Origin of the sequence: Sphingomonas sp. CFBP9019 (genome assembly GCF_034045155.1) — a bacterium.
Lineage (GTDB): Bacteria > Pseudomonadota > Alphaproteobacteria > Sphingomonadales > Sphingomonadaceae > Sphingomonas > Sphingomonas aerolata.
Genome location: NZ_JAXCWK010000002.1, coordinates 164,945 through 186,746, shown reverse-complemented (window position 1 = coordinate 186,746; position 21,802 = coordinate 164,945). Strand labels below are relative to the sequence as shown.

General features: G+C 64.1%; 16 protein-coding genes. 2 read left to right on the top strand and 14 right to left on the bottom strand.

Annotated features, from left to right (window positions below; all coding sequences use genetic code 11):
- Positions 1-20: 20 nt before the first annotated feature.
- The 12 genes from SOM18_RS04890 to SOM18_RS04835 form a co-directional block, all read right to left on the bottom strand.
- Positions 21-1,382 carry a sensor histidine kinase gene (locus SOM18_RS04890; protein ID WP_042466239.1) on the bottom strand — a complete coding sequence of 454 codons (1,362 nt, stop codon included), beginning with the start codon at positions 1,380-1,382 and terminating at the stop codon, positions 21-23.
- A gap of 2 nt (positions 1,383-1,384) precedes the next feature.
- Complete coding sequence (locus SOM18_RS04885) at positions 1,385-2,062, bottom strand: response regulator transcription factor (RefSeq protein WP_031438913.1); 678 nt, start codon at positions 2,060-2,062, stop codon at positions 1,385-1,387.
- Between the two features lie 66 nt (positions 2,063-2,128).
- A complete protein-coding gene (locus SOM18_RS04880) occupies positions 2,129-3,310 on the bottom strand; it encodes a trypsin-like peptidase domain-containing protein (RefSeq protein ID WP_052380786.1) in 1,182 nt (393 codons plus the stop codon).
- Between the two features lie 162 nt (positions 3,311-3,472).
- Positions 3,473-4,936, bottom strand: a complete 1,464-nt coding sequence (locus SOM18_RS04875; protein WP_052380785.1) for a DUF389 domain-containing protein — start codon at positions 4,934-4,936, stop codon at positions 3,473-3,475.
- A 35-nt stretch (positions 4,937-4,971) separates the two neighbouring features.
- Positions 4,972-6,306: a chloride channel protein gene (locus SOM18_RS04870; RefSeq protein ID WP_031438910.1), complete on the bottom strand. Its 1,335-nt coding sequence runs from the start codon at positions 6,304-6,306 to the stop codon at positions 4,972-4,974.
- 781 nt (positions 6,307-7,087) lie between these two features.
- A complete protein-coding gene (locus SOM18_RS04865; protein WP_320481410.1) occupies positions 7,088-7,861 on the bottom strand; it encodes a PP2C family protein-serine/threonine phosphatase in 774 nt (257 codons plus the stop codon).
- Entirely contained in the window at positions 7,858-8,862 is a 1,005-nt protein-coding gene (locus SOM18_RS04860) for a type VI secretion system-associated FHA domain protein (RefSeq protein WP_249403426.1), read from the bottom strand. The genes SOM18_RS04865 and SOM18_RS04860 overlap by 4 nt, the downstream gene beginning before the upstream one ends.
- A 17-nt stretch (positions 8,863-8,879) precedes the next feature.
- Positions 8,880-10,556, bottom strand: coding sequence for a serine/threonine-protein kinase (locus SOM18_RS04855; RefSeq protein ID WP_320481409.1), 1,677 nt, complete (start codon positions 10,554-10,556; stop codon positions 8,880-8,882).
- Positions 10,556-11,296, bottom strand: a complete 741-nt coding sequence (locus SOM18_RS04850) for a LysM peptidoglycan-binding domain-containing protein (RefSeq protein ID WP_192191395.1) — start codon at positions 11,294-11,296, stop codon at positions 10,556-10,558. Before SOM18_RS04850 ends, SOM18_RS04855 begins: the two co-directional genes overlap by 1 nt.
- Positions 11,293-12,558, bottom strand: a complete 1,266-nt coding sequence (locus SOM18_RS04845; RefSeq protein WP_235188272.1) for a putative bifunctional diguanylate cyclase/phosphodiesterase — start codon at positions 12,556-12,558, stop codon at positions 11,293-11,295. Before SOM18_RS04845 ends, SOM18_RS04850 begins: the two co-directional genes overlap by 4 nt.
- 703 nt (positions 12,559-13,261) lie before the next feature.
- A complete protein-coding gene (locus tag SOM18_RS04840; protein ID WP_192191394.1) occupies positions 13,262-14,533 on the bottom strand; it encodes a spinster family MFS transporter in 1,272 nt (423 codons plus the stop codon).
- A gap of 51 nt (positions 14,534-14,584) precedes the next feature.
- Positions 14,585-16,933 carry a TonB-dependent receptor gene (locus SOM18_RS04835; RefSeq protein WP_320481408.1) on the bottom strand — a complete coding sequence of 783 codons (2,349 nt, stop codon included), beginning with the start codon at positions 16,931-16,933 and terminating at the stop codon, positions 14,585-14,587.
- 144 nt (positions 16,934-17,077) lie between these two features.
- Here SOM18_RS04835 and SOM18_RS04830 point away from each other — a divergent pair, with 144 nt between their 5' ends.
- Both SOM18_RS04830 and SOM18_RS04825 read left to right on the top strand, forming a co-directional pair.
- The gene (locus SOM18_RS04830; RefSeq protein WP_031439370.1) at positions 17,078-17,746 is read left to right on the top strand and encodes a TetR/AcrR family transcriptional regulator; all 669 of its coding nucleotides are present in this window, start codon (positions 17,078-17,080) and stop codon (positions 17,744-17,746) included.
- 291 nt (positions 17,747-18,037) lie between these two features.
- A complete protein-coding gene (locus SOM18_RS04825) occupies positions 18,038-18,436 on the top strand; it encodes a VOC family protein (RefSeq protein WP_320481407.1) in 399 nt (132 codons plus the stop codon).
- Between the two features lie 288 nt (positions 18,437-18,724).
- Here the strand turns inward: SOM18_RS04825 and SOM18_RS04820 are convergent, their stop codons facing one another.
- Together SOM18_RS04820 and SOM18_RS04815 are read right to left on the bottom strand one after the other, a co-directional pair.
- Complete coding sequence (locus tag SOM18_RS04820; protein WP_031439371.1) at positions 18,725-21,022, bottom strand: sensor histidine kinase; 2,298 nt, start codon at positions 21,020-21,022, stop codon at positions 18,725-18,727.
- The gene (locus SOM18_RS04815) at positions 21,022-21,393 is read right to left on the bottom strand and encodes a response regulator (RefSeq protein WP_051916249.1); all 372 of its coding nucleotides are present in this window, start codon (positions 21,391-21,393) and stop codon (positions 21,022-21,024) included. The genes SOM18_RS04820 and SOM18_RS04815 overlap by 1 nt, the downstream gene beginning before the upstream one ends.
- Positions 21,394-21,802 lie beyond the last annotated feature (409 nt).

Below are 21,802 nucleotides of genomic sequence, written 5' to 3'. Positions count from 1 at the left end.
CTGTCATGTTTGACGGCGTCTCAACTGACGATTTCCTGTGTCCTCGGGAAGTGTACCGCCGCACGAAGACCCGGCGCGTTGTCGGTTAATGTCAGCGATGCACCATGAACGCGGGCCGCGACCTGTGCGATGCTGAGACCAAGGCCAGAACCTTGGGAATGCCGGCTCGTGTCGAGCCGAACGAAGCGCGTCACGACATGCTCGCGCTGGTCAACCGGTATACCCGGTCCCGTATCTGCCACGACGAGCGTGAACCCATCGATCTCATGCCCAAGCGTCACGCGGATCGACCCGCCGGGCGGCGTATATTTGATCGCGTTGTCGAGCAGATTGGCAACGATCTGCCCCAACAGCGAACGAACGCCCCTTATGGTCACCGGCGTCGTTTCGACCGTCAGATCCAATCCACGATCATCTGCCACGGGCTCGAAAAGCTCCACGGCCTCGATGACGATTGCGGCCAGATCGACAGGACCGAACTCGCTGGCCATCGTCGTCTCGGCACGGGCCAGTCTTAGCGTATCGTCGATCGTGCGAAGCAGGGCGTCGAGATCGCTGCGCATATCCGATGTCGCGTCACCATGCCCCCCGCCCAGTGCCGCAAGCTCGAGCCGAGACCGGATCCGCGTCAGCGGCGTCTTCAGGTCATGAGCAAGCGCATCCGTCGCGGTTCGCAGCGAATCCACCAAACGTTCGATCTCCGCAAAGCCATGGTTCAGCGTCGCTGCAAGCCGGTCATATTCGTCGCCGCGCCCCGTCACGGGCAAGCGCTCGTCAAGATGTCCCACCCGGAAACGATCGCCGGCAGTGCTGGCGGCATCGAGAAAGGCAAGCCCGCGCCGGCTGTACCAGAACCCGAAAAGCAGGCCGATCACTCCGGTGGCGGTCAGTGACCAGGCCAGTGCCGACACATAGCGGTCGTGCAGCAGGCGGCGATCGTCCGAGAGGCTGCCGACCAGTAGTCGATAGTCGTTGCCGAGAAGCACCGTGCGCGCGGCGACCTGTCGTTCGAACACCCTGCCGCGTGTCGTCGCGACCTGGGTCTCGAAGGTGCGATACCCGGTGTGGTCGATCTCGTCAGGCCATTTGGCGAGATTGCCCGCAACCGGCTGTCCCGAAGCGTCCGTCATCAGATAGATGAAGTCGGTGACGCGCGGGCGCCCGACCGCACGCGACACCGACTGCGCGACGGCAAATGGCCCCTCACTCTGATAGCGCTCGATAAGGCCTGCCGTCTCGTCGTCGACTGCCGCCTGGGCACGCGCGTCGAGCAGGCGTATCGTCTGGACATATTGAACGCTCAGGGCGATCCCCGTTGCGATGAGTGCGATCAGCGTGATCCAGAGCGCGCCGCGCAATGCGGCCGTTGAGGGCAAGCGCATCGTCAGACAGCATCCAGTCGATAGCCGGAGCCGCGCACCGTTCTGATCATCGGGACATCCTCCGGACCGTCGATCTTGGCACGCAGACGACTGACATGGACATCGACGACATTCGTCCCCGGATCGAAGTTATAATCCCAGATCGCCTCGATCAGCATCGTACGCGTCACCACCTGCCCGGCATGGCGGGTCAGATAGTCGAGCAGCTGATACTCCTTGTTGAGCAGTTCGATACGTCTGCCGTTGCGCATGGCCGTGCGGCCGAGCAGGTCGAGCGTCAACGAGCCCGTCTGCCGGGTACCTTGCGTGGCGTGCGTATCGCTGCGCCGCCGCACGATCGCCTCCAGACGGGCAACGAGTTCGCCGAACGAAAAAGGCTTGGCGAGGTAATCGTCGCTGCCGGCCTGAAGCCCTGCGATCCTGTCGTCCACCTGCCCCAGCGCAGACAGAAGCAGCACCGGCGTCTGGTCACCCTTTGCGCGCAGCGACTTCAGCACCGAAAGTCCGTCGAGCCCGGGCAGGTTCCGGTCCAGAATGATCGCATCGTATTTGCCGACGATAGCCGCAGTGAGACCGTCGATACCGGTGGCGGCATGATCCGACGCGTGTCCGAGTTCCACCAGCCCGCGGCGGACATACTCAGCGGTTTGTGCATCGTCTTCGATCAGGAGCAGCTTCAAGCGCGCGATAATCCTTTTCAGGTGTTCAGGGAGCGGACGCGTGTACCGCCCCCCGGTTCCACACGCTCAGGACTGGCCCGACGTTTCGCTGGCGATGCGCAGGTTCAGGGAGACCTGACGGCCGTTACGCACCACCTGCGTCGGGACGATCGAACCGATCCGAGCCTCTGCTACGGCTCGGGCAAGGTCGCGCCCGTTATCTACCGGCCTGGATCCGAAGCGTCGAACGACGTCGCCGCGCTGCAGGCCGGATCGGGCAGCGGCCCCGCCATCTTCGACTTCGGCGATAAGCGCGCCCTTGGTGACGTCCGAGCCCATCGCACGCGCGATGTCCGGTGACATGTCCTGCAAGGAAACGCCGATCCGCCCCCGCGACACGTGGCCGTTTTGCGCAATCTGAAGCGCGACCTTGCGCGCTATTGCGGCAGGTATCGCAAAGCCGATGCCCACGTTACCGCCCGTCGGCGAGAATATGGCGGTGTTCACGCCGACCACCCGGCCTGCACCATCGAACAAGGGCCCGCCCGAGTTGCCGCTGTTGATCGCAGCGTCGACCTGGAGGAAATCGTCATACGGCCCGGCCCCGATCTCACGGCCGCGGGCGGACACGATGCCGGACGTCACGGTATTGCCGAGGCCGAACGGGCTGCCGACCGCAAACACGCTATCGCCTACCCGGATATGATCGCTGTCACCCCATTTGACCGGGGTGAACCTGCCCTTCCCGTCGATCTTCACCACGGCGACATCGATCTTGGGATCGCGGCCCAGGACGCGACCGGAAAACTCCCGTCCGTCCGACATCTGGACGGTGACGCGGTCCGCGCCGTTGACGACATGGTTGTTCGTGATGACGATCCCGGAGGCATCGACGATGAACCCCGAGCCGAGCGATCCGCGCTGCGGGCCTTGCTGCTGCGGCGCTTCGAATTGCCCGTGACGATCCTGCATGCCAAAGCCGAACAGCTGCCCCAGACGATCGGCCAGTTCGCTATCGTCTGACCCGAACTGGGTCGGCTCGAATGGCAACGCCTGAAGAGCCGCGGGCTTGACCTGGATCTGAACGACGCTCGGTCCTACGGCCTCGACCATATCCGACAAAGAGGCGTGCACACCCGTCGACGCGACGGCAGCAGGACCGGATGCAATGAACCGGTCGGCGATATTCACGCGACCGTCGTCCGCAGCGATCGCGCCGCCCGCGACGCCGGCGAGTGCGGTTGTGCCAAGCGCGACGGCAGCGATCATTGGACGTACAGTCAGGCGACGCTTGAATATCACGATCCATGTCCTTGTTCAGTTAGAAGCAGATGCTACTTTCTGGACCCGGATGATGGGCGCAGCCTGTTTTGAACATTACATCCGTGCAATCTTGTCAGGATGTCACGCGCGAAATGGCAGCCGCAGCGGCTATGCGCCGCGCTCGCTTGTTTCCGCCGGAGATGAGTCCGTGTCGACCGACCATATCAGGCGCAGGCGACCGCCCGCACGCCCGGAGGCTGCCCTGCCCCCTCGCGCGACGATACCCTGTGCTATCGCTGTGCGCTGACGCAGGGTCCCGCCCAGCACGTCGACCGCCCGCGCGAACCGGGCGGATACCCAGGCTGCGTCGCCGAGCGTCTGATCGTCGATGACGCCGGATTTGATACCGACGTCCGGCAAGGCCACGTCGTTCGGGGGATTGAGACTGACATGCCAATCGGCGACCACCGCGTCCGCACGACGTTCCAGATCGCGATAGCCCGCGATGCCGAGACCCGTGAGGGGCGCTGCCGTCGCGCGGATCGTTCGCGCCGCCGAATCCAGCTGCACCGATGAAACGGGAATGCCCGCGATCAGCGCAACGTCCGCGATCGCCCTATCGCGCTCGCGTGCAACGCGCAGCGCATCGCCATTGCCCGCCCGCGCGATCTGCGCCGCCTCGACCGCGCCTGTCTCGGGCGAGATGCGGACCTGGTCGACATGGACATCGACCGGCCGCGACAAGCGTTGGCGAAGGTCCGCAGCGAGCTTGCGATCCGCCCCCGGTTCGATCCGCGGCGTCAGCATGACCGCACGAACGCGGACCGGGTTCGCGCCATGGTCGATCTCGACCTGGCTCAGCCGCGCGCCCGGGGGAAAATCCTCGCCCAGTGCATCGCGTACCTGCCGCTGGGCGACCGCCTCGAACGCAATGCGACGCAGACCGGCACCGAGGGGAATGGACAGGACTCCGATCGCGACCGCGAACAGCACGAGCTGCCACCCGGTGTGGTGCGGCGACAGATGGCTGCCGAACCCGTAACAGCGCGCGACGAGTGCGGCGGTCAGCGCGATGGTGATGGCATTGGTAAGGAACAGCAACAGCGCGCCCGAAAAGACCACCCAGTTCCACGTCGCGATGCCGAATCCGACCACCACCAGGGGCGGCATCAGGGCGATGGCGATCGCCACGCCGACGACCGTACCCCCGCGCCCGCGGATCAGCGCATAGCCCCCCGCGATTGCCGACAGCAGCGCGACGAGCAGGTCGAACAGCGTCGGCTGCGTCCGCCCGGCGATCTCGCTCGTGATCGTCTGGACCGGGGAGAGCAGGATCAGCACGACCGACAGCGCCACCGCGATGGCCGCGCCCAGCATCAACGCGGTCGCCGCGCGGCGTATCTCGTGGAAGTCGAGCGTCGCGATGCCGAAGCCCAGGCCGATGATCGGCATCATCAGCGGCGACAGCAGCATGGCGCCGATCAGCACCGCGACCGAGGGCATCAGCAGCCCGAGCAACGAGATCGCGGCCGAAATGACGATCAGGAAGGCGTAGCGTCCCGACCACCCCGCTTCCTCGGCAATCTGTCGCAGGATGCCGTCATGGTCGACGCTTTCGGTGGCCTTGGCCATCCACGCCCGGGGGAGCGTTGCGAATTTTGCAGGGTTCAGGTGGATCGGGTCGTCTCCGTCATGGCGAAGGTCTTCGATAGACCATGGTACAGCTTCTCGCGGCATACCCACTGGCTGGCCGCATCGGCGATGAACGCGGTCGCGAACATCGGCAGCATCAGGCCGCGGCTCGCGGTCGTCTCCGACAGGATGATGACCGCGGTGAGCGGCGCGCGGACGACGCCCGCGAAATAGGCGACCATGCCCAGGATCACGATCGCGCTGGCGGGCTCGCCGGGGAAGATCTCGCGCAGCAGATTGCCGACGCCAGCGCCGACGGCGAGCGACGGCGCGAAGATCCCGCCCGGCAGGCCCGCGATCGCCGTCGCGGCGGTGGCGACCAGCTTGGCCGGCCCGAACCAGAGCGGCGCATCCACGCCGACGATCATCGCGCGCGCCGGGGCATAGCCGGTTCCCCATGTCAGCCCGGTCACGACGCCGAGCACCGCGACTATGCCCCCGCAGATCCCGGCGAACGCGACGGGATGCGCGCGCGTCCACCCCGTCACGCGATTGCGGCTGACCGCCATCGCCAGGAGAATGCGCGAGAACAGCCCGCCGGTCATGCCACCCGCGATCCCTGCGACCGGCGCGACGATCAGCGCGGACAGCAGCGGCATATGCGCACCGATCGCGCCGAAATAGATATAGTCGCCCTGCACCGACTGCGCGACCATCCCGGCGATCACGATCGCGGCAAGGACGAGCAGCGTCACCCTCTGCTCATAGGCGGACGCGAGTTCCTCGATCGCGAACAGCAGCCCGGCGAGCGGCGTGTTGAACGCCGCCGCGACGCCTGCGGCACCACCGGCGATGAGGACCCCGCCCCGCAACGGCACGCGGACGAGACGGTGCGTAAATCCCATGACGGCCGCCGCCAGCTGGACGGTCGGGCCTTCCCGGCCGACCGAGGCGCCACCCAGCACAGCGCCGATCGTCAGCACCGCCTTGGCCGCCACCGTCCGGATCGAGATCAACGTGCCGGTCGCATCATTCGGATTGGATTGCGCCGCGATGACCTGGGGGATCCCGGATCCCCGCGCGAACGGCGCATAGCGACGGGTCAGCCAGACCAGCCCCATGAACGTCAGCGGCGTCGTGACCAGCGGCAACCAATGCCAGGTCTTTGCAAAGTCGCTGAAAACCTCGCCCGCCCAATCGGCCGCCTCCGCAAACAGCGTCGCGACGATCCCGATCAGGATCGCCCCCGCAAGAATCGCACCCCGCGTCCGGAACTGCGTCGATCGCGGCCCGCGCGCGCGCAGCAACGCCCGATACCGCGACGGCGTCCAGCGTTTGGACGGTAAGAGACGATTGAACAGGCCAGCCATCGGGCTCTTTTAGGTCGCGGCGCCAGTTAGGCCACCCCTGACACCAAGCCGTTGAACCAGGACGTGGTGTATGGCGTCGACCCCATCTGTCAGCTGAGCGCCCTCAGAACGCGTCATGCCACGCCGCAGCAGATCAAGCCGATGGTCGGCGTCGGAATGGAGGCTAAGGCAATATAGCTCGATAAACGAACGCCTGCTTCCGCTGATCGGCTCCCAAAAGCGGACTGGCTGCATTCCAGCACTAAATAGTGCTTTAAGAACTGAGGCTGCCTTCATATTATAGAATACATTACTTAGTTCATTATATACTTTTATATCGACAATTTTGAAAGTATCAACACTGGCATTATATCGCCGGTTATAAAGCTATATTCAAAAATATTTTAGTATAAACTATCCTACAGACCACGAACGCGGCCTAACCTGCCAAGAATCGCGCTTGCAGCGGCCGGGATCAATGCGGCGGCGATTTGGCATCTCTGCCGTTTGCGAGCACGTGATGCCCCCCTAAATGGCACCAGCGCTTGGCAATGATCCAGCACGGAACGCCGCCAGCCCCGCTAACCGCCATTCCGGTCATTCCCGATGCGAAAAACCAAATGGCTTGCATCCCGTTGAATTCCCACCATCGACAGCGATTGAGTTATCGGCCGACATCTATGCGTGCCGGCCGTTCGACGGCAGCGCGATATGGAACGTTAGTATTCTTATCCTAGGCTAGCAGATGGTACACGGTTCTGCATGACGCTGCATAACAACAGAGCAGCGGTCGTGCGTTCCGCTACGGGTGAACGCACAGGTCTAGCCCCGATAGCGCTGCGATCACGACGAGCGTTGCATTGTCACTGCCATCACGTTGCAGTGCGTTTTCAAGAATGCGGTCCGCCATGTCACCGATCGCCGCGGGCATCGTCGCGTAGTCGCGCGGATCAAGCGATCGCGAAACGCCGTCCGAGCACAGCAGAAATCGATCGTTCGGCTGGACTAGTGTGGTGACGCTATCCAGCGCTACGGCCGGCGCAACGCCGAGCGCGCGCGTGACGACATTGGCTTGCGGATGACGGTCCGCCGCGGCTTCCGTCAGGACACCCGCGTCGATCATCTCCTGCACGACGCTGTGATCGTGGGTCAGCCGCTCCGCCCCGCCGCCGCGCATCAGATAGGCCCGACTGTCCCCCGCCCAGAAGATCGTCGCCTCACTGCCCTCGATCAACGCGATCACGATCGTCGCGCCGCTGGTCGCATGCACGTCGTAGATAGCGCGATTGGCATGCGACACCGCGGCGCGCACCGCTGCCGCGTTGATCGGCGCCGGATCATCCGCCAATGCCTGCAAGACATCGACCACCGTTTCCGCGGCGGCGGCGCCGCCGCTATGGCCGCCCATGCCGTCGACGACCGCCCAGAGCCCACGGTCTGCCCGATCGAGAAGCCGATCCTCGTTGACGCTGCGCACCCGCCCGACATGGGATCGGTTTTGCGACACATAGACGGTTTCCTCAGCGAGCGACGGACCGCCGCGAGGTTTGCGTCGCAACAGGCTGGCGAGCTTCATGCGGGATCGCGGGCCATGGCCGTATCCGCGGCGTCATAGGCGAGGGCGAAGGCGCGATCGAGCGAGCCGGGTGCGGATGCCACGATCTGCCGTGTCAGGTCGGCATGACGGTCAGCGACTTCTGCCATCTGCAGGCTCGCACGACTTTTCAGCAGCGTCGCGCGGTCCGCGATCGCCGCATCGACAGATGCCGGCTCGAACGTGCCGATCGCCGCACGCAGGCTCCCCTGCAGGCCTGCGAACGTGGCGACCAGATGCCGCTTCACGTCACGAAACGACGCCTTCAGCGCCGCCGGGCCCGACAGGAACCCGGTGGAGCCCGCAAGCAGCAGGTCGATCGCCAGCCGCTGTGTCGGCGCCCATTTGAACGGATTATTGTCCGCGCCGCTGATGGTCGTGCGCGTCAATTGATAGCGTCCGCGCGCATGGTCGCGCTCGGCCATCAGGTCGCCGATCCCCAGCACCATCTGCCGATACACCGCACCCGCCCGCCGCATGATCTCGGTCGGCTCCTCTTCGGAGAGCAGCGAACAGTCCAGCCCGGCGCCCTCGCAAAATGCCTCCAGCAACGACCCATCGCCCAGCGGTCGCGCCTCACCGGCATCGGCCCAGTCGCTCGGCACCTCCACCGACGATCCCAGCGGCGGCGTCAGCACCATGGTCAGCGCGCCATCGACTTCCAGGTCGCCATGCGGGGCCTGCGTCGCGACCATCTTGAACCGGCCGAGCCTCAGCGCGCTCGGCACCGGCAGCACCACGTCGACCGCATCGGGAAACCGTTGCCCGGTATCGGCATCGAATACGCCATTCGCGCCGAGCGCGCGCAGTGTCAGCCCATCGCCGTCGACGCGCAGTTCACAATGCGCCCGCGACAGCGCGCAATCGGGGTCGGCGATCGGCCAGTCCGCCTCGGTATCGCGACCGATGCGGAGCAGACCCTCGCGGATCAGCCGCGCATCGAGCGGCTGGACCATGTCGTCTCGGTCGAAAAGCTGGAGCATGTACATCAAACGGATCCTCAGGCGGCCAGACGAGCGGACGGCACGACGCGGGTAGCGCGCATCGCGATGTCGGCCTGCGCGCCGGTACCCGCCAGATGCGGCTCGACTGCGGCGGCGGCGCGATTGAATGCGTCGAACGCGGCGCCGAATTCGTCGCGGCGGCGATGCGATATGCGCAGGGCGAAATCGGACTTCGCCGCCTCGTCCAGCGCCTTGCGCAGTCGGGCGAGCGGCCGGGCAACCATAGCGCCGCTCAGATAGCCGATCACCAGCACCACACCCATGATCACCAGCGACAGCACCGTCAGCAGCATCCGCGCATTGGCGATCGCGGCGTCCAGCGCGGTCCGGCGCAGCACCAGGTCGACCGTGCCGAACTCGGCCCCGGCATAGCGGATCGGCCGGACGAACCGCAGTCCTGCGCCCTTGCCCCGGTCGGGTGCCGCGGTCACGCCGGCGCCGCTGCCGATCGCCGCTTCGCCAACGGTGCGGCGATAGCGCGTGCCGATCAGCTTCGCGTCGTCTGCCGCGCGGACGATCCCGCCGGTATCGGCGACCACCATGTCGCGAATCTCCTGATCGCGCGAGGCCGAAGCGACGAAGGCCTGCAACGCGGTCCAATCCTGCTGCTCGGGCGCGAGCCCCGCATTGTCGGCAGCCAGCACCGCGGTGTTGCCGGTGACGAACGCCGCGATCGAGCGACCCGACACGATCGCCATATGCTCAAGCGTGCGTTGCTGCCGCTCCAGGATCGACGAGACGCTCGCGACCAGCGCGATCGCGGTTACTGTGACGAGCGCCAGCGGGAGCTTGATCTTCAGCGGCAGACCACGGCGGCCGGGTGCTGCCTCGGCGGTCGCCGCGATCTCGCGGGTCAGCGCCTCGTACACCGCATGGCCGTCGGCGAACCGCTGCTCGGGCTTCTTCCCCAGCAGCTTGTCGATCACAAAACGCAGGCCCGGCGGGCAGTCCGCGGCGGAACGCGCGATCGGCTCGACACGCTCCTGCGCGATCTGGATGGCCAGCGTCGCCAGCCCCATGCCGGGAAATGCGACCTTGCCGGTCACCATCTCGTACAGCACCACGCCCAGCGAGAAGAGGTCCGACCGCTGGTCGACGGGGATGCCGAGCGCCTGTTCCGGGCTCATATAGCGCGGCGTCCCGATCATCTGGCCGACCTGCGTGCGCGCAAGGCGTCCTTCGGTGCCGGACACGTCGATATCGCCGATCCGCGCGACGCCGAAATCGAGCAGCTTGGCGGTGCGACCGTCCGCCGACAGCAGGATGTTCGATGGCTTCACGTCGCGGTGCACGACGCCCGCCCTGTGTGCATAGTCGAGCGCCGAGGCGAGTTGCTGACCCAACGCCAGGACGCGTTCATACGGCAGTCGCCCTTGCGCCAGCAGCAGCGTGTCGAGCGGCTGCCCCTCGATCAGCTCCATCGCGATATAGGCGACACCGTCCGCCTCGCCCACATCGTAGACCGTCGCGATATTGGGATGGTTCAGCGCGCCCGCGGCGCGCGCCTCGCGCAGGAAGCGCTCACCCAGTTCGGGGTCGCGACCATATTCCGATTTGAGCACCTTGATCGCCACGGTGCGCCCAATTCCTGGATCGAACGCGCGGAACACGTCCGCCATCGCGCCCTCGCCCAGCCGACCGTCGATCCGGTAGCGTCCCAGCGTCTCGGCCATCACTTGCGCGCCTTCACGGTGGCGGCAATGCGCTCGGCACGCGTCAGGTCGCGCGCGATGACCGGGTTGCCGGGATCGAGCGCAGCGGCGCGGCGCAACAGGCCGACCGCGCGCACGACATTCCCCGAATTGAGCGCCGCCAGCCCCGTCGCGCGCGCCTGACGCGCGGCAACCCGATTGGCCGTGGGTGCGGTCGGCTTCGTCACCGGCGCCGGCCTGGGCGCGGCTGGCTTCACGCGGGTGGGAGCGGCCGGCACGGGTCGCGGCTCGGATCGCCGGGGCGCCTCGATGCGCGGGGGCTCGCCTGGAATACGGAGCGTCCGGCCAGCCACCAGATCAGCAGGCTTGGCGATGTCGTTATAGCGTGCGAGCTGATACGCCTTCAGACGATTGCCCAGGAACCGCTGCGCCAGTCCCGACATCGTGTCGCCGTCCCGCGTGGTATAGGTGAAATTCGTCGGCCCCAGCAGATCCTTCGGATCGCGGTCGATCGAATCGCGCAGCACCTGGACCGAAGGATTCATCGGATCGCGCTTCAACGCGGCGTTGATCCGCTTCTTCGCTGCACCACTATCGCCCTGATCCAGCAATAGCAGGATTGCGTCGATCTCGCTCGCCGGCGTCGTCTGCGGCGCAGGCGCCGGTTGCGGTCCCGCCTTGGGCCCATGCGAACAGGCGGTAATCGCAAGCGCGAGCGCCAGCGCGCCGGCCTGCGCGACCTGTCGAGGAGAGAAACTCATGCGGTAAGCCTTTCGGTGATCCGGTCCCGCATCGCGTACGGGTCGATGGCCAGCAACTTCGCGAGCCCGGCGGAATCGCGTGCGAACGCGACGAACTCCGCGCCCTTCAGCGGTGGCGAGAAATAATAGCCCTGGAAATGCGTGCAGCCGTGACGCAACAGCCACTCATATTCCGCGCGTCGCTCGACCCCTTCGGCGAGCACGCGGATGCCGAGCCCGCGCCCCAGCGCGACGATGCTCTGGCAGATCGCTTGGCTGTCGCGCAGCGTATCGACGTTCGTCACGAATTCCCGGTCGATCTTGATCTTGTCGAACGCCAGCGTGCGCAGCGTGCTGAAGCTGGAATAGCCGGTGCCGAAATCGTCGATCGCGATCCGCACGCCAGCCGCCCGCAACGCGTCGAACAGCTGGGTGGCGCGCGTACCGTCGCTCATCGCGACACTCTCGGTCAATTCGATCTCCAGCGCAGCCGCCCCCAGCGAATGCCGCGCAAGCGTGCGTGCGACCAGTGCCGCCATGTCGTCGCGGTCGAGCTGATGCCCCGACACGTTCACCGCGACGCGCAGCGCGTCCAGGCCCTGTGCCTGCCATGATCGCGCCTCCCGCGCAGCGGCGTTGAGGGTCCACATCCCGATTTCGTGCGCCAGCCCCATCGCCTCCATCACCGGCACGAATCGCGACGGCGAGACCTGCCCGAGGGTGGGATGAAACCAGCGGATCAGCGACTCCGCGCCCGACACCCGACCTTCCCCGGCATCGATCAGCGGCTGGTATCGCATTTCCAGTTCGCCGCGCGCGATCGCCTGGCGAAGGTCCTGTTCCAAGGCATACCGCTCGCTGGCCAGGGCTGCGAGATCGAGGACAGGGCTGGCGACCGCGACCACGGCACCGGGCTGTACTGTCAGTGACGCCAACGTGCGGGACAACATCGCCTGCGCGTTCACGCCGTCGGCCGGCATCCTAGCCTGCCGCACGCGAATTTCGGGCAGGATTTCCCGGTCGCCGTCGATCACCACGTCGCCCAGCGCGTATCGCAGCACATCCAGTTCGGTCTGCGCAGCATCCTCGACGACATCCGGGCCGAACCAGATCGCGACGCTGGCGCGATCGACATGCGCAATCAGTCGTTCTTCGGGCAACATCCGCGTCAGCCGGTCGACGATCGTCAGCAGCAGGCGTTCGCCCAGCGCCGGGTCAAACGCGCACAGCCGATCGAAGTCCATGAATCCGATGACACCGAGTACGCCGCGCCCGTCCGCCATCACTCGCTCGATCAACGGCTCGCGGGTAGGCAAGCCGGTAATCGCGTGGCGATGACTGGTGCGATGCTCGACAGCCTTCAGTCGATCCGCGATGGTCGCTACGCTCTGTGCCAGCCTCTCACCACGCGAGGCCGTCGGAGACGTCCCGGCGAGAATTTGCAAATGCCGGATCAGTCGCGACACCCGGCAATGCTGGGCAATCGAATACGCCATTGCTGCGAAAACGAGACAGACTGCAACGGACGCTATGGCGGCGACACTGCGATCGACGAACCGCCACGTGACGATAGCCGCCGCAATTGGTAGTAGCCCGATGCACCAACGCTGCGCAGGCGGAATCGCCGTTGAAAACCCCATAACGACCTGAATAGCGGCCATTATCATACGGATGTGTTAATATAGCCCCGCCTGTGCGTCAGACCTGATTCCCGGATGCTACGCCATTGGTGAATCAGCTCGTCGGACGGAGCGGAGCGATGCGGCAAGGCCGATTCATCGAGGATCACATCATCGGGGCGCGGCGTGAGCATAAATCTGACGTGAAAGCGGCGGAGCTCGTGGCAGGCTTCGAGCGGTACCGCCGTTCTCGTGCCTGTTCCAAGCGACTGGACGCGATCAAAGCTTCACAATCCGCTATCCGCATTCCGCGAGCACACGCCCAAACAGTCCCGGCTGGAGCCATCCGGCTGTCGGTGTTGGCGTCTTAAATCGGTTGATCGACCCAGTCCTGACGGAGCGGTGTCGACGCCAGCCACATGAGCAACGCGGCCACCAGATACAGGACGAGCCCCATGAGCATCGCATAGCGCAACGCTTCGTCGCCATAATGCGCGGCGAGACCGTCCGACAGTGCGCCAAGCGCAAAACTGCCGCCGCCAAGACCGATGAGGTTGTTGATCAGCAGGAACGTCGCCGATGCGGTGGCGCGCATATGCCCGGGTACCAGATGCTGGATCGCCGTGATGACGGGCGCGAGCCAGACATAGGCGAGCGCCTGGGGCACGAGAAAGAAGACGAACGCCGCCGTCACCGAGGACGACAGGATTCCTGCGGCAAACAGGGGCACCGCGATGACGAACGCGATCGCGGGGACGCGCGCGTACATCCGCCGATCGCGCGCACCCAGCCGGTCGCCGAGAATGCCGCCGAGCAGAACGCCGGCAACACCCCCCAGCAACAGCACGCCGCCGTAGAATTGCGCGGTCTCGATCAGGTCGAGCCCGAAGCTCCGCTGCATCAGCGACGGCAGCCAGAAGGCCAGGCCATAGCCAAGCATCGAGCTCGCCGAGGCGCCGAACGCGAGCAGCCAGAAGCTCGGCTTGCGCACGAGAATGCCGAACACGCGGCGGACGGGCTCGCGGTCGCACGCATCGGACCCACGAACCGGCTCGCGCACGCACAGCCGGAACACCGGTGCGAGCACCAGCCCCGCGACACCGACCACGATGAACGCGGTCCGCCAGTCGATCGACGTCGCGATATAGCCGCCGAGCATCACGCCGGCTGCCGACCCGAGCGGGATGCCGAGCGAGTATACTGCGAGCGCGCGCGCACGGCGATGGGGCGGGAACGTGTCTGCGATCACGGCATAGGACGGCGCGACGCCCCCCGCCTCGCCAACCCCCACGCCGATCCGGAACGCGAAAAGCTGCGCAAAATTGCTGGCCACACCGCACAGGGCAGTGAACGCGCTCCACACAGCGAGCGAGAGCGTGATAACCCAGGTGCGGCTCGTCCGGTCGGCCAGCCACGCCAGCGGGATCGCAAGCGTCGAATAGAGCAACGCAAACGCCAGCCCGCCAAGCAGGCCCAATTGCGTGTCGGTCAATGCCAGGTCCGCCTTGATCGTCGGCGCGAGGATGCCAAGGATCTGCCGATCGACGAAGTTGAACGTGTAGACCAGCAACAGCATGACGAGCGCCGTCACGCGGTAGCGGCGGCCCTCGCGCGGGGTCGCCGGGATATCACTTGCCATACTCTACTCCAGCAAACGGAGGGCGATCACCCGCCCCCCGGCTGCGCTCCATCAGAATTTCGCGGTGAGGGTCGCGAAGACCTGACGCGGATTGCCGTAATAGGCCGTCAGCACGCCGTCGCTGCCGAGCGATGGCCGCAAGGCGCCCGCCGCCGTTCGCAGATAGTCGCCGGTATCGGGGTTCTGCAGCAGGAAGTTGTAGCCGGACACGACATAGCGCTTGTTCGTCAGGTTCTTGCCATGCACCCCGATCGAGAAGCGCGCGTCGATCGTATAGACCAGGTTCGCGTCGAGCAGCGCATAGGCCGGCTGGTCGAGCAGCGGCGTGCGCAGTTCGAACTGCTGTGAATCGCTGCGAAAGGACAGCGTCGTACTCGCGTCGATCGCGCCCGCGGATCCGACCGGGACATGATAGGCGAGCGTCCCGCTCGCGGTCAGGTCGGGCGTGTTCTGGAACTTGCGATTGGCGGCGACATTGATCCCGCGGGAATCGATGAAGCGCGTGTATTTGGCATCGAGATAGCCGATCGTTCCCGACAGGTTGATGCGGTCGCCGGCGCCCGCAATGCCCTCCGCGACCGTCAGATTGGCCTCGCCTTCGACACCGTTGATCCGGGCGCGGCCCGCATTGGTCGTGATGCCGATAAAGGTCTGGATGCCGCCGACGGTGGCACCGACCGATCCGGGCACCTGGACGTCGGTATATTTCGAATGGAACCCCGCAATCGCCAGCGTCAGCCGGCGGTCGAACAGTGACGCCTTGTATCCCGCCTCGAAGCTTTCGACGCTCTCGGGCCCGAACGACAGGAAGTTGTAGATATCCTGCCGGTCGCCGCCGGCACCGGTGATGCCGTTGCCGTTGAGGTCGGGCGCCGCGGTACCGACCCCGCGCGGGTCGAACCCGCCGCCCTTGAACCCCTTCGACCAGCTCGCATACAGCGTGTTGTTGGCATCGGGCTTGAAGCTGACGGACGCGCGCGGCGTGAACTTGGCAAAACTTGCGGTCCCGCGGAAGTCGGTTTGTCGCGCGATCGGCGCGCTCGTGCCGCCGAAGAAGGGGGAAGCGCCCAGATATACGTTGCGCTGGATCTGCGACATGCGATCGTCCCAGGTATAGCGTCCGCCGACCGACACGCTGAGCATCGGCGTCACGTCGAGCGTGGCATCACCGAAGACCGCCACCGTATTGGTCCGCACATTCCCGAAGGTCAGCGCAGTGACTGTCCCCGGCAACCGTACGTCGAACACGGTGCGCGCCTTGGCATCGAGATAATAGAGCCCCGCCAGCATGTTGAACGGCCCGGCATCGACCAGCAGCTGCACCTCCTGGCTGAACTGCTCGTTATTGTAGAAAGCGGGGACGTCGACATCGACGGCGGGCAGCGCGTCGAAATCGATCGGCGTCGCGCTGTCGTCCTTGCGATAGCCGGTGATGCTGCGCAGCGTCAGATATGCGGCGGGCTTGAGTTCAGCGAAGAGCGACCCGCCATAGGCCTCGACCGACTGTTTCGGTGCGACCAGCCCGCCGCGGCTGTCGAACACGTCGGACAGCACCGGCGTGCGCGACACCAGCCCCGGGATCAGCCGATGCCCGCCGCGCGGATTGCTGTCGTCCTTCGTATAGTCCCCCGACAGGCGGAAGAACGCGCTGTCGCCCGCCTCATATTGCAGCGTGCCGCGCGCACCCCAGAAATCCTTGTTGTAATTGTCTTGGCCCGTGGTGAGGTTCGTGCCGAACCCGCCCCGGCTCAGTCGCGCGACCGCGCCGCCGATCCTGAACCCCGTATCGCCGATCGGCGTGCTCGCGCTGATGACACCGTCCGCCTGGTCATAGCTGCCATAGGTTGCGCGGATGCTCAGAGTCGGGTCCGAGCCGATCCGGCGGGTCACGTATTTCACCGCGCCGCCGATCGTGTTGCGGCCATAGAGCGTGCCTTGCGGCCCGCGCAGCACCTCGATCCGCTCGACGTCGTAAATGTCGAGGACCGCAGCCTGCGGCCGGTTGAGATAGACGTCGTCGAGATAGATGCCGACGCCCGCCTCGAACCCGGCGACGGGATCCTGCTGGCCGACGCCGCGGATGAAGGCGGTGAGCGTCGAATTGGTGCCGCGCGACGTTTCCAGCGTGACGTTCGGCGTGACAGCGGCGAGATCGGTGACGTCGAGCGCCCCCGACGCCTCGAGCTGCGCGCCCGTAAACGCGGTGATCGCGATCGGCACGTCGAGCAGCCGTTCCTCGCGGCGGCGTGCGGTGACGACGATATCGCCGTCGATCCCGGCCTCCTCGATGACGGGCCCGGCCTGAGCCGCGTCTGCTGCCGGCGCGACGGGTTGCGTCTGCGCGGACGCGGATCCCGCCAGCAACGCGCCGAGTGCAACACTGGCGTTCAACAAGATCATGACGGATTTCGGCTGTGCCACGGTGTCATCCCCTCCTGCGGCGCCCGCGTGATGCGCCCGGTATGATCCGGGTTGTGCGCCTTGGCTCCAGTCTATACTGAAACCTGAACCAGTATTCAACTTGTGTATCAGGGGCAGACGAGAATGGCGAAGGCGCAGGAGACGACGCCGTCAGACCCGGCGGTCATCGGCGACAGCAAGGCACCGCGGACCGAGCGTGGCCGCCGGACGATGCGCGCGATCCTCGACGCCGCCGCGATCGAGTTCGGCGACAACGGGTTCCACCAGGCCTCGATCAGCGACATCACGCGCCGCGCCGGAGTCGCGCTCGGCAGCTTCTACACCTATTTCGACTCAAAGGACGCGGTGTTCCGCGCGCTCGTCCGCGACATGTCGGACCAGGTTCGCGATCATGTCGCCCCGGCGATCCTGTCCGCACCCGATCAGATCGCGGCCGAGCAGGCGGGGCTTCGCGAATTCATCAGCTTCGTCCGTGACCACAAGGAAATCTACCGGATCATCGACGAGTCCGAATTCGTCGATCCAGAGAGCTTTCGCCTCCATTATGCGACCACGGCGGACCGGATCACGCGTCGCCTGCGAAAGGCGGCGGACCGCGGCGAGGTCAAGGGCGACGTCAGCGAGGTCCATGGCTGGGCGATCATGGGAATGAACGTGTTCCTGGGGCTTCGCTACGGCGTCTGGAGCGAAGACGAGACACCAGATGAGATCGCGAAGGTCGTCGCAAACATGCTGAAAGATGGCATCTTACGCAGCCCGGATGACCGAGCCATGTCCGAGGTCAAGACTTGAGTGGCCGATTGGGTACACGACCCATATTCGGTCATTCGCGCGGACTTCCCCGCTCCCCAACTTCAATCATTCGTTCATCTCCGCGCTGGCCGCTTTCGTTGTCCGGTGTTCGACCATGAACGTCATGATGGGAAGGATTGCTGGCGGTCCGCTTTCGGGAAGGCGGACCGCAATAACCGATATTGCGAGACTGCCCCTTTCTGCAAAGAGAATGGTCGATCGGGAATAGAATTCCCAGGCGATCCGCACGCCGATAACATCGTGCCAGCAACGATGGGGGGAGCTAATGCTGTGCCGACTATCCGCAGGCTACTATCAGTCGTTGCCGTCTTGGCTGCGTTGACGCCCATGACTATCTCCGCAGAGCCGATCGGTCGAATTACCGGTATCGGTGGCGTTTTCTTTAACAGCAAAGCGCCGACAGCCCTCATGGCGTGGTGTCGTGATGTTCTCGGCATCAAAGTTGAGGCGTGGGGCGGATTCGCTCTGCGCTATGACGCGCCAGAGCACCCGCCAGTACTCACTCTGAATGTTTTTCAGGAGGGATCCAACTATATGGAACCCTCAAAGCGCGAGTTCATGCTTAATTTCGCGGTAGATGACTTGGACGCGTTCGTTGATCGTCTGAAAGTAAAGGGCGTTGCGATACTCAAAAGGGATGACACCGACGCAAGCGGGAAATTTGCGTAGATCGTTGATCCGGATGGGACCAAGATAGAGTTGTGGGAGCCGAAGGCCGAGTCTTCATCAAAGTAGGCCCGTCTCAAAAGAAATGGGCAGTTTCGGACGCTCGCCGAGAATTGCGGTGGCGCGCGACCCGGCTCCGCGAACGCGAAATCGCTTTCTGCTGTGCGATTCTACCGCAACTAACAGCCGCGGAACGTACGCTATGAGAGAAGAACGGCCATTTGTTCAGGCTCAACGTCAGCAGCGCGGCGGTCAGGTTCGATCCACCGTCTCCAATGGAAGCCTGATAGGCTAAATAGCCACGAAATCGGGAAAATCGATGGTCAGGATCGCACCTCGCTCCGGAGCTTCGCGCGATCTGATGCTGATCTTTCCGCCGATTTCCATGACGATCTGCCGGGAGATATAAAGGCCAAGACCTGTCCCGCGATCCGTCTCCTTGGTGGTCATGAAGGCATCGAATGCCCGGTCCGGATGACTCAAAGACAGCCCGGCGCCATTGTCCACAATACTGATTCGAACGCCGCTCTCTGAGACAGTTACCTCCAGTTCGACGGCACCGGTCAGACTGGCGTCCTCGGCTTCGCGTCGCGTTGCGATGGAGTCGACCGCGTTCTGAATGGCGTTGACGAGCACCTGCTCGAGGCCGACGCGCGGAGCGAGGAGCAGAACCGGTGGCCCGTCTGGCAACGTCATTTTCACGCCGGCATCGTGCTGGATCAGCAACGGCCGCATGAAGGACAAGGTTGTGCTGACGACGTCGCCCAGATCAAGCGGTTCGGGGCTGTCATTCTCGATCCGAGCGTAGCGCGAAATGCGCGCAATGATATCGCGTGCGCGGTTTACCTGTTCGCTGATCCGATCAAACTTGTCGCGAGCACGCGCCGCGCCATCGGGGCTCGCCTGATCGAGCAACAAACGGCCATTCTCGGCAGAAAGCGAGATGGTGAAGAGAGGTTGTTTGAGTTCATGACTCAGGGCTGAGGCCATGCCCCCGAGCTCGACGAGACGCGCCTGCTGAAGCATCCGATTCTGCGCCAGCTTCGACTGCCGGAGGCGCACCAACCACCCCGAACGCCAATGGCCGGGAGCCAGGAGGTCGCGACCGACGAATAGATACCAATCACTCGATTCCTGGTCTGCGAGCCGAAACTCGACAAACGCCTCGGCATCATCGCAGATGTCCGCAAAAGCTAGACAATCATTGGTATGGATTGCTTCGGACCGCTCCTGTGCAACCCGTTCGATGTTCATGTCCAGAAAAGCGAGGGTGCCCTTGGCAGCGTCGAAGCGGATGTCCGCCGCAAGGCTCAGGTCCATTTCCTTTTTGAGTTCGATGAATGCCCGGGCAATTCGCAAGCGCTCTTGCACCAACTCGGCAAAGCTGTTGTTCGCGGTGACGATAGCTGCGATCGGGCGGTCGAACTCGTTGAACGTGAGCTTTTGAGGCAGCGAAAGGCCAGGCTGGCCGAACCCTTCCGCGACTTGCTTCCAGGCCTGCAGCGAACGACGCAGGGCGCGCGTGATGAGCAGCTGCAGCAAGATTGACACGACGAGAATGACGCCCAGGCCGAGCATCTCTAGAAGCACGACGCGATAGGCACTCTCGGCAGCGGGTCGGGTTGAGTAGAGATAGAAATATTTGCGGTCAGGAAACGTGTAACGGCCGAGCTGACACGCGGTAACCCAGTAGGCAAACGTATTGCGGTCGTTCGGCCCCGTCACTTTCGATCCATCATCGATCCGTGTGCAGCCGAAAAGCTGCATTGCTTGTGCGGAGCGCAGACTGCTTTCTTTGTCTGAGATAAGCAGTTTTTGGGGATGCCTTCCTGTATTGCGCGTTTTTGCCACGCCCAAGAACCCATTTCCGGTCACAAGCCCGCGACCGATCCGCACCTCAGCCAGACGCGCGGTTTCGGCCATGAAGGATTTGAATTCTTCCGGAAAGCGCCGGACACTGCTGACAAACATGACGAGCGCGCACGCGAGCACGATGAGTGTTATGGATGCCGGCAGGAGCTGGGCGAGGCTGATTGTTCGGCGGAGCGAGACCCGACCGGCTGGAAGGTTCACGACGAAGAGTGACAGCGCTAGATCGACCAAAGCTGCCATCAACACATCGTTGAGAAGCTTGCGGATCATCGTCAGCGCGAAAATCGTCAGCGACGCATCGTAGTTGATGCGCAGGAATAGAAACCCCGCCGCCGTCCCGATGGTAAGCAAAAAGACGGCGGTGGCGATGGCAAGTGAAGAGCCAGCGAAGCGGGTCCAATTGATGAAAACTACATGCCCCAGCGCCAGCGCGATGGTAAAGATATGGCCCCACCAGAACCAGGATGACGCCATCGTTAGCAGCACCATGGGAATGGCTAGCCGCAGACCACCCAACCTGTATGCGAGAAGGTAGAAAAGGGGGCCTAGATACATTTCGAACCCGGGCGCAAGAATAATGCGGAAGGAACTCGCGCCGATGGCCACGGCCAAAAGGACGATCGTCAGAGCCCATCCCTGGACGGTCATTTGCCGTAGCGGCTCTGCGGCTAGCTGAAACTCGCCGCCGTGCCGTAAACGGTTGACGATGTCATTCATCAACCCCGCCCGTCTTGTGTAAGCAGTGACAGGAGCAATTCTAAGTCGACTGGCTTGAAAAGGACATGAAGATCCTTCTTCTTGGTTTCATGCTCTATTTGTTCGGTCAGATCGGTGTGGCCTGTCATCAGGATTATGGTGTTCACCTTTGCCCGCAGGTCAGGGTCGGCTCGGATTGCGCGGACCAGGTCAAGGCCACTGCCGTCTCGCAAGCGGAGGTCCGTCAATAGGGTTACGTGGCTGGAACCTTGCTTTAAGCTCTCCAGCGCAAGGGCCACACACGCTGCGCCGCTAACCGCGAACGAGCGCAATTCTAACATTTCAACCAACTCCTCCCGGACGTCGGTCTCGTCCTCGACGACCAAGATCATTGTTGGGCACTTTCAATGGTGACGCAAGCTCAAGATAAGAACGCGAAGTTTTCAACGTGTAAATGGCGACGTGAATAAACGTCGACGTTGATGAGCCTGCGCCTTAATCGCGACGTCCCCGCTCGTACGGCGCTGCCGCAACACTTCTCTCGCAAGCAGATGCGCTGCCGACTACGAATGGCCGCGTCTCTCTCGCGGTCTACGTCACAGAGGCAGGCCTCTCTCCGCCACAGCGAGTGCGAAGGCCTGACGAAACGGTAGCTAAACCAATACAAAAAGCCGTTTTTCTGCTGGGCTTAAGATCGTCACCCGGGATTCGTGCTTCTCTCAGGGGTCGGCACGAAGCCGACATAAACAGATGTCCGGTACCGGCGCGCGCGAAACCGCGGCTGAGCGTCCGGGACTGGGA

What these genes read in the sequence shown, in the direction of transcription:
- SOM18_RS04890 (WP_042466239.1), bottom strand. Translation starts at nt 1,382, where the DNA reads ATGCGCTTGCCCTCAACGGCCGCATTGCGCGGCGCGCTCTGGATCACG.
- SOM18_RS04880 (WP_052380786.1), bottom strand. Translation starts at nt 3,310, where the DNA reads ATGATCGCTGCCGTCGCGCTTGGCACAACCGCACTCGCCGGCGTCGCG.
- SOM18_RS04875 (WP_052380785.1), bottom strand. Translation starts at nt 4,936, where the DNA reads ATGGCCAAGGCCACCGAAAGCGTCGACCATGACGGCATCCTGCGACAG.
- SOM18_RS04870 (WP_031438910.1), bottom strand. Translation starts at nt 6,306, where the DNA reads ATGGCTGGCCTGTTCAATCGTCTCTTACCGTCCAAACGCTGGACGCCG.
- SOM18_RS04865 (WP_320481410.1), bottom strand. Translation starts at nt 7,861, where the DNA reads ATGAAGCTCGCCAGCCTGTTGCGACGCAAACCTCGCGGCGGTCCGTCG.
- SOM18_RS04860 (WP_249403426.1), bottom strand. Translation starts at nt 8,862, where the DNA reads ATGCTCCAGCTTTTCGACCGAGACGACATGGTCCAGCCGCTCGATGCG.
- SOM18_RS04855 (WP_320481409.1), bottom strand. Translation starts at nt 10,556, where the DNA reads ATGGCCGAGACGCTGGGACGCTACCGGATCGACGGTCGGCTGGGCGAG.
- SOM18_RS04850 (WP_192191395.1), bottom strand. Translation starts at nt 11,296, where the DNA reads ATGAGTTTCTCTCCTCGACAGGTCGCGCAGGCCGGCGCGCTGGCGCTC.
- SOM18_RS04845 (WP_235188272.1), bottom strand. Translation starts at nt 12,558, where the DNA reads ATGGCGGACGGGCGCGGCGTACTCGGTGTCATCGGATTCATGGACTTC.
- SOM18_RS04840 (WP_192191394.1), bottom strand. Translation starts at nt 14,533, where the DNA reads ATGGCAAGTGATATCCCGGCGACCCCGCGCGAGGGCCGCCGCTACCGC.
- SOM18_RS04835 (WP_320481408.1), bottom strand. Translation starts at nt 16,933, where the DNA reads ATGATCTTGTTGAACGCCAGTGTTGCACTCGGCGCGTTGCTGGCGGGA.
- SOM18_RS04830 (WP_031439370.1), top strand. Translation starts at nt 17,078, where the DNA reads ATGGCGAAGGCGCAGGAGACGACGCCGTCAGACCCGGCGGTCATCGGC.
- SOM18_RS04820 (WP_031439371.1), bottom strand. Translation starts at nt 21,022, where the DNA reads ATGAATGACATCGTCAACCGTTTACGGCACGGCGGCGAGTTTCAGCTA.
- SOM18_RS04815 (WP_051916249.1), bottom strand. Translation starts at nt 21,393, where the DNA reads ATGATCTTGGTCGTCGAGGACGAGACCGACGTCCGGGAGGAGTTGGTT.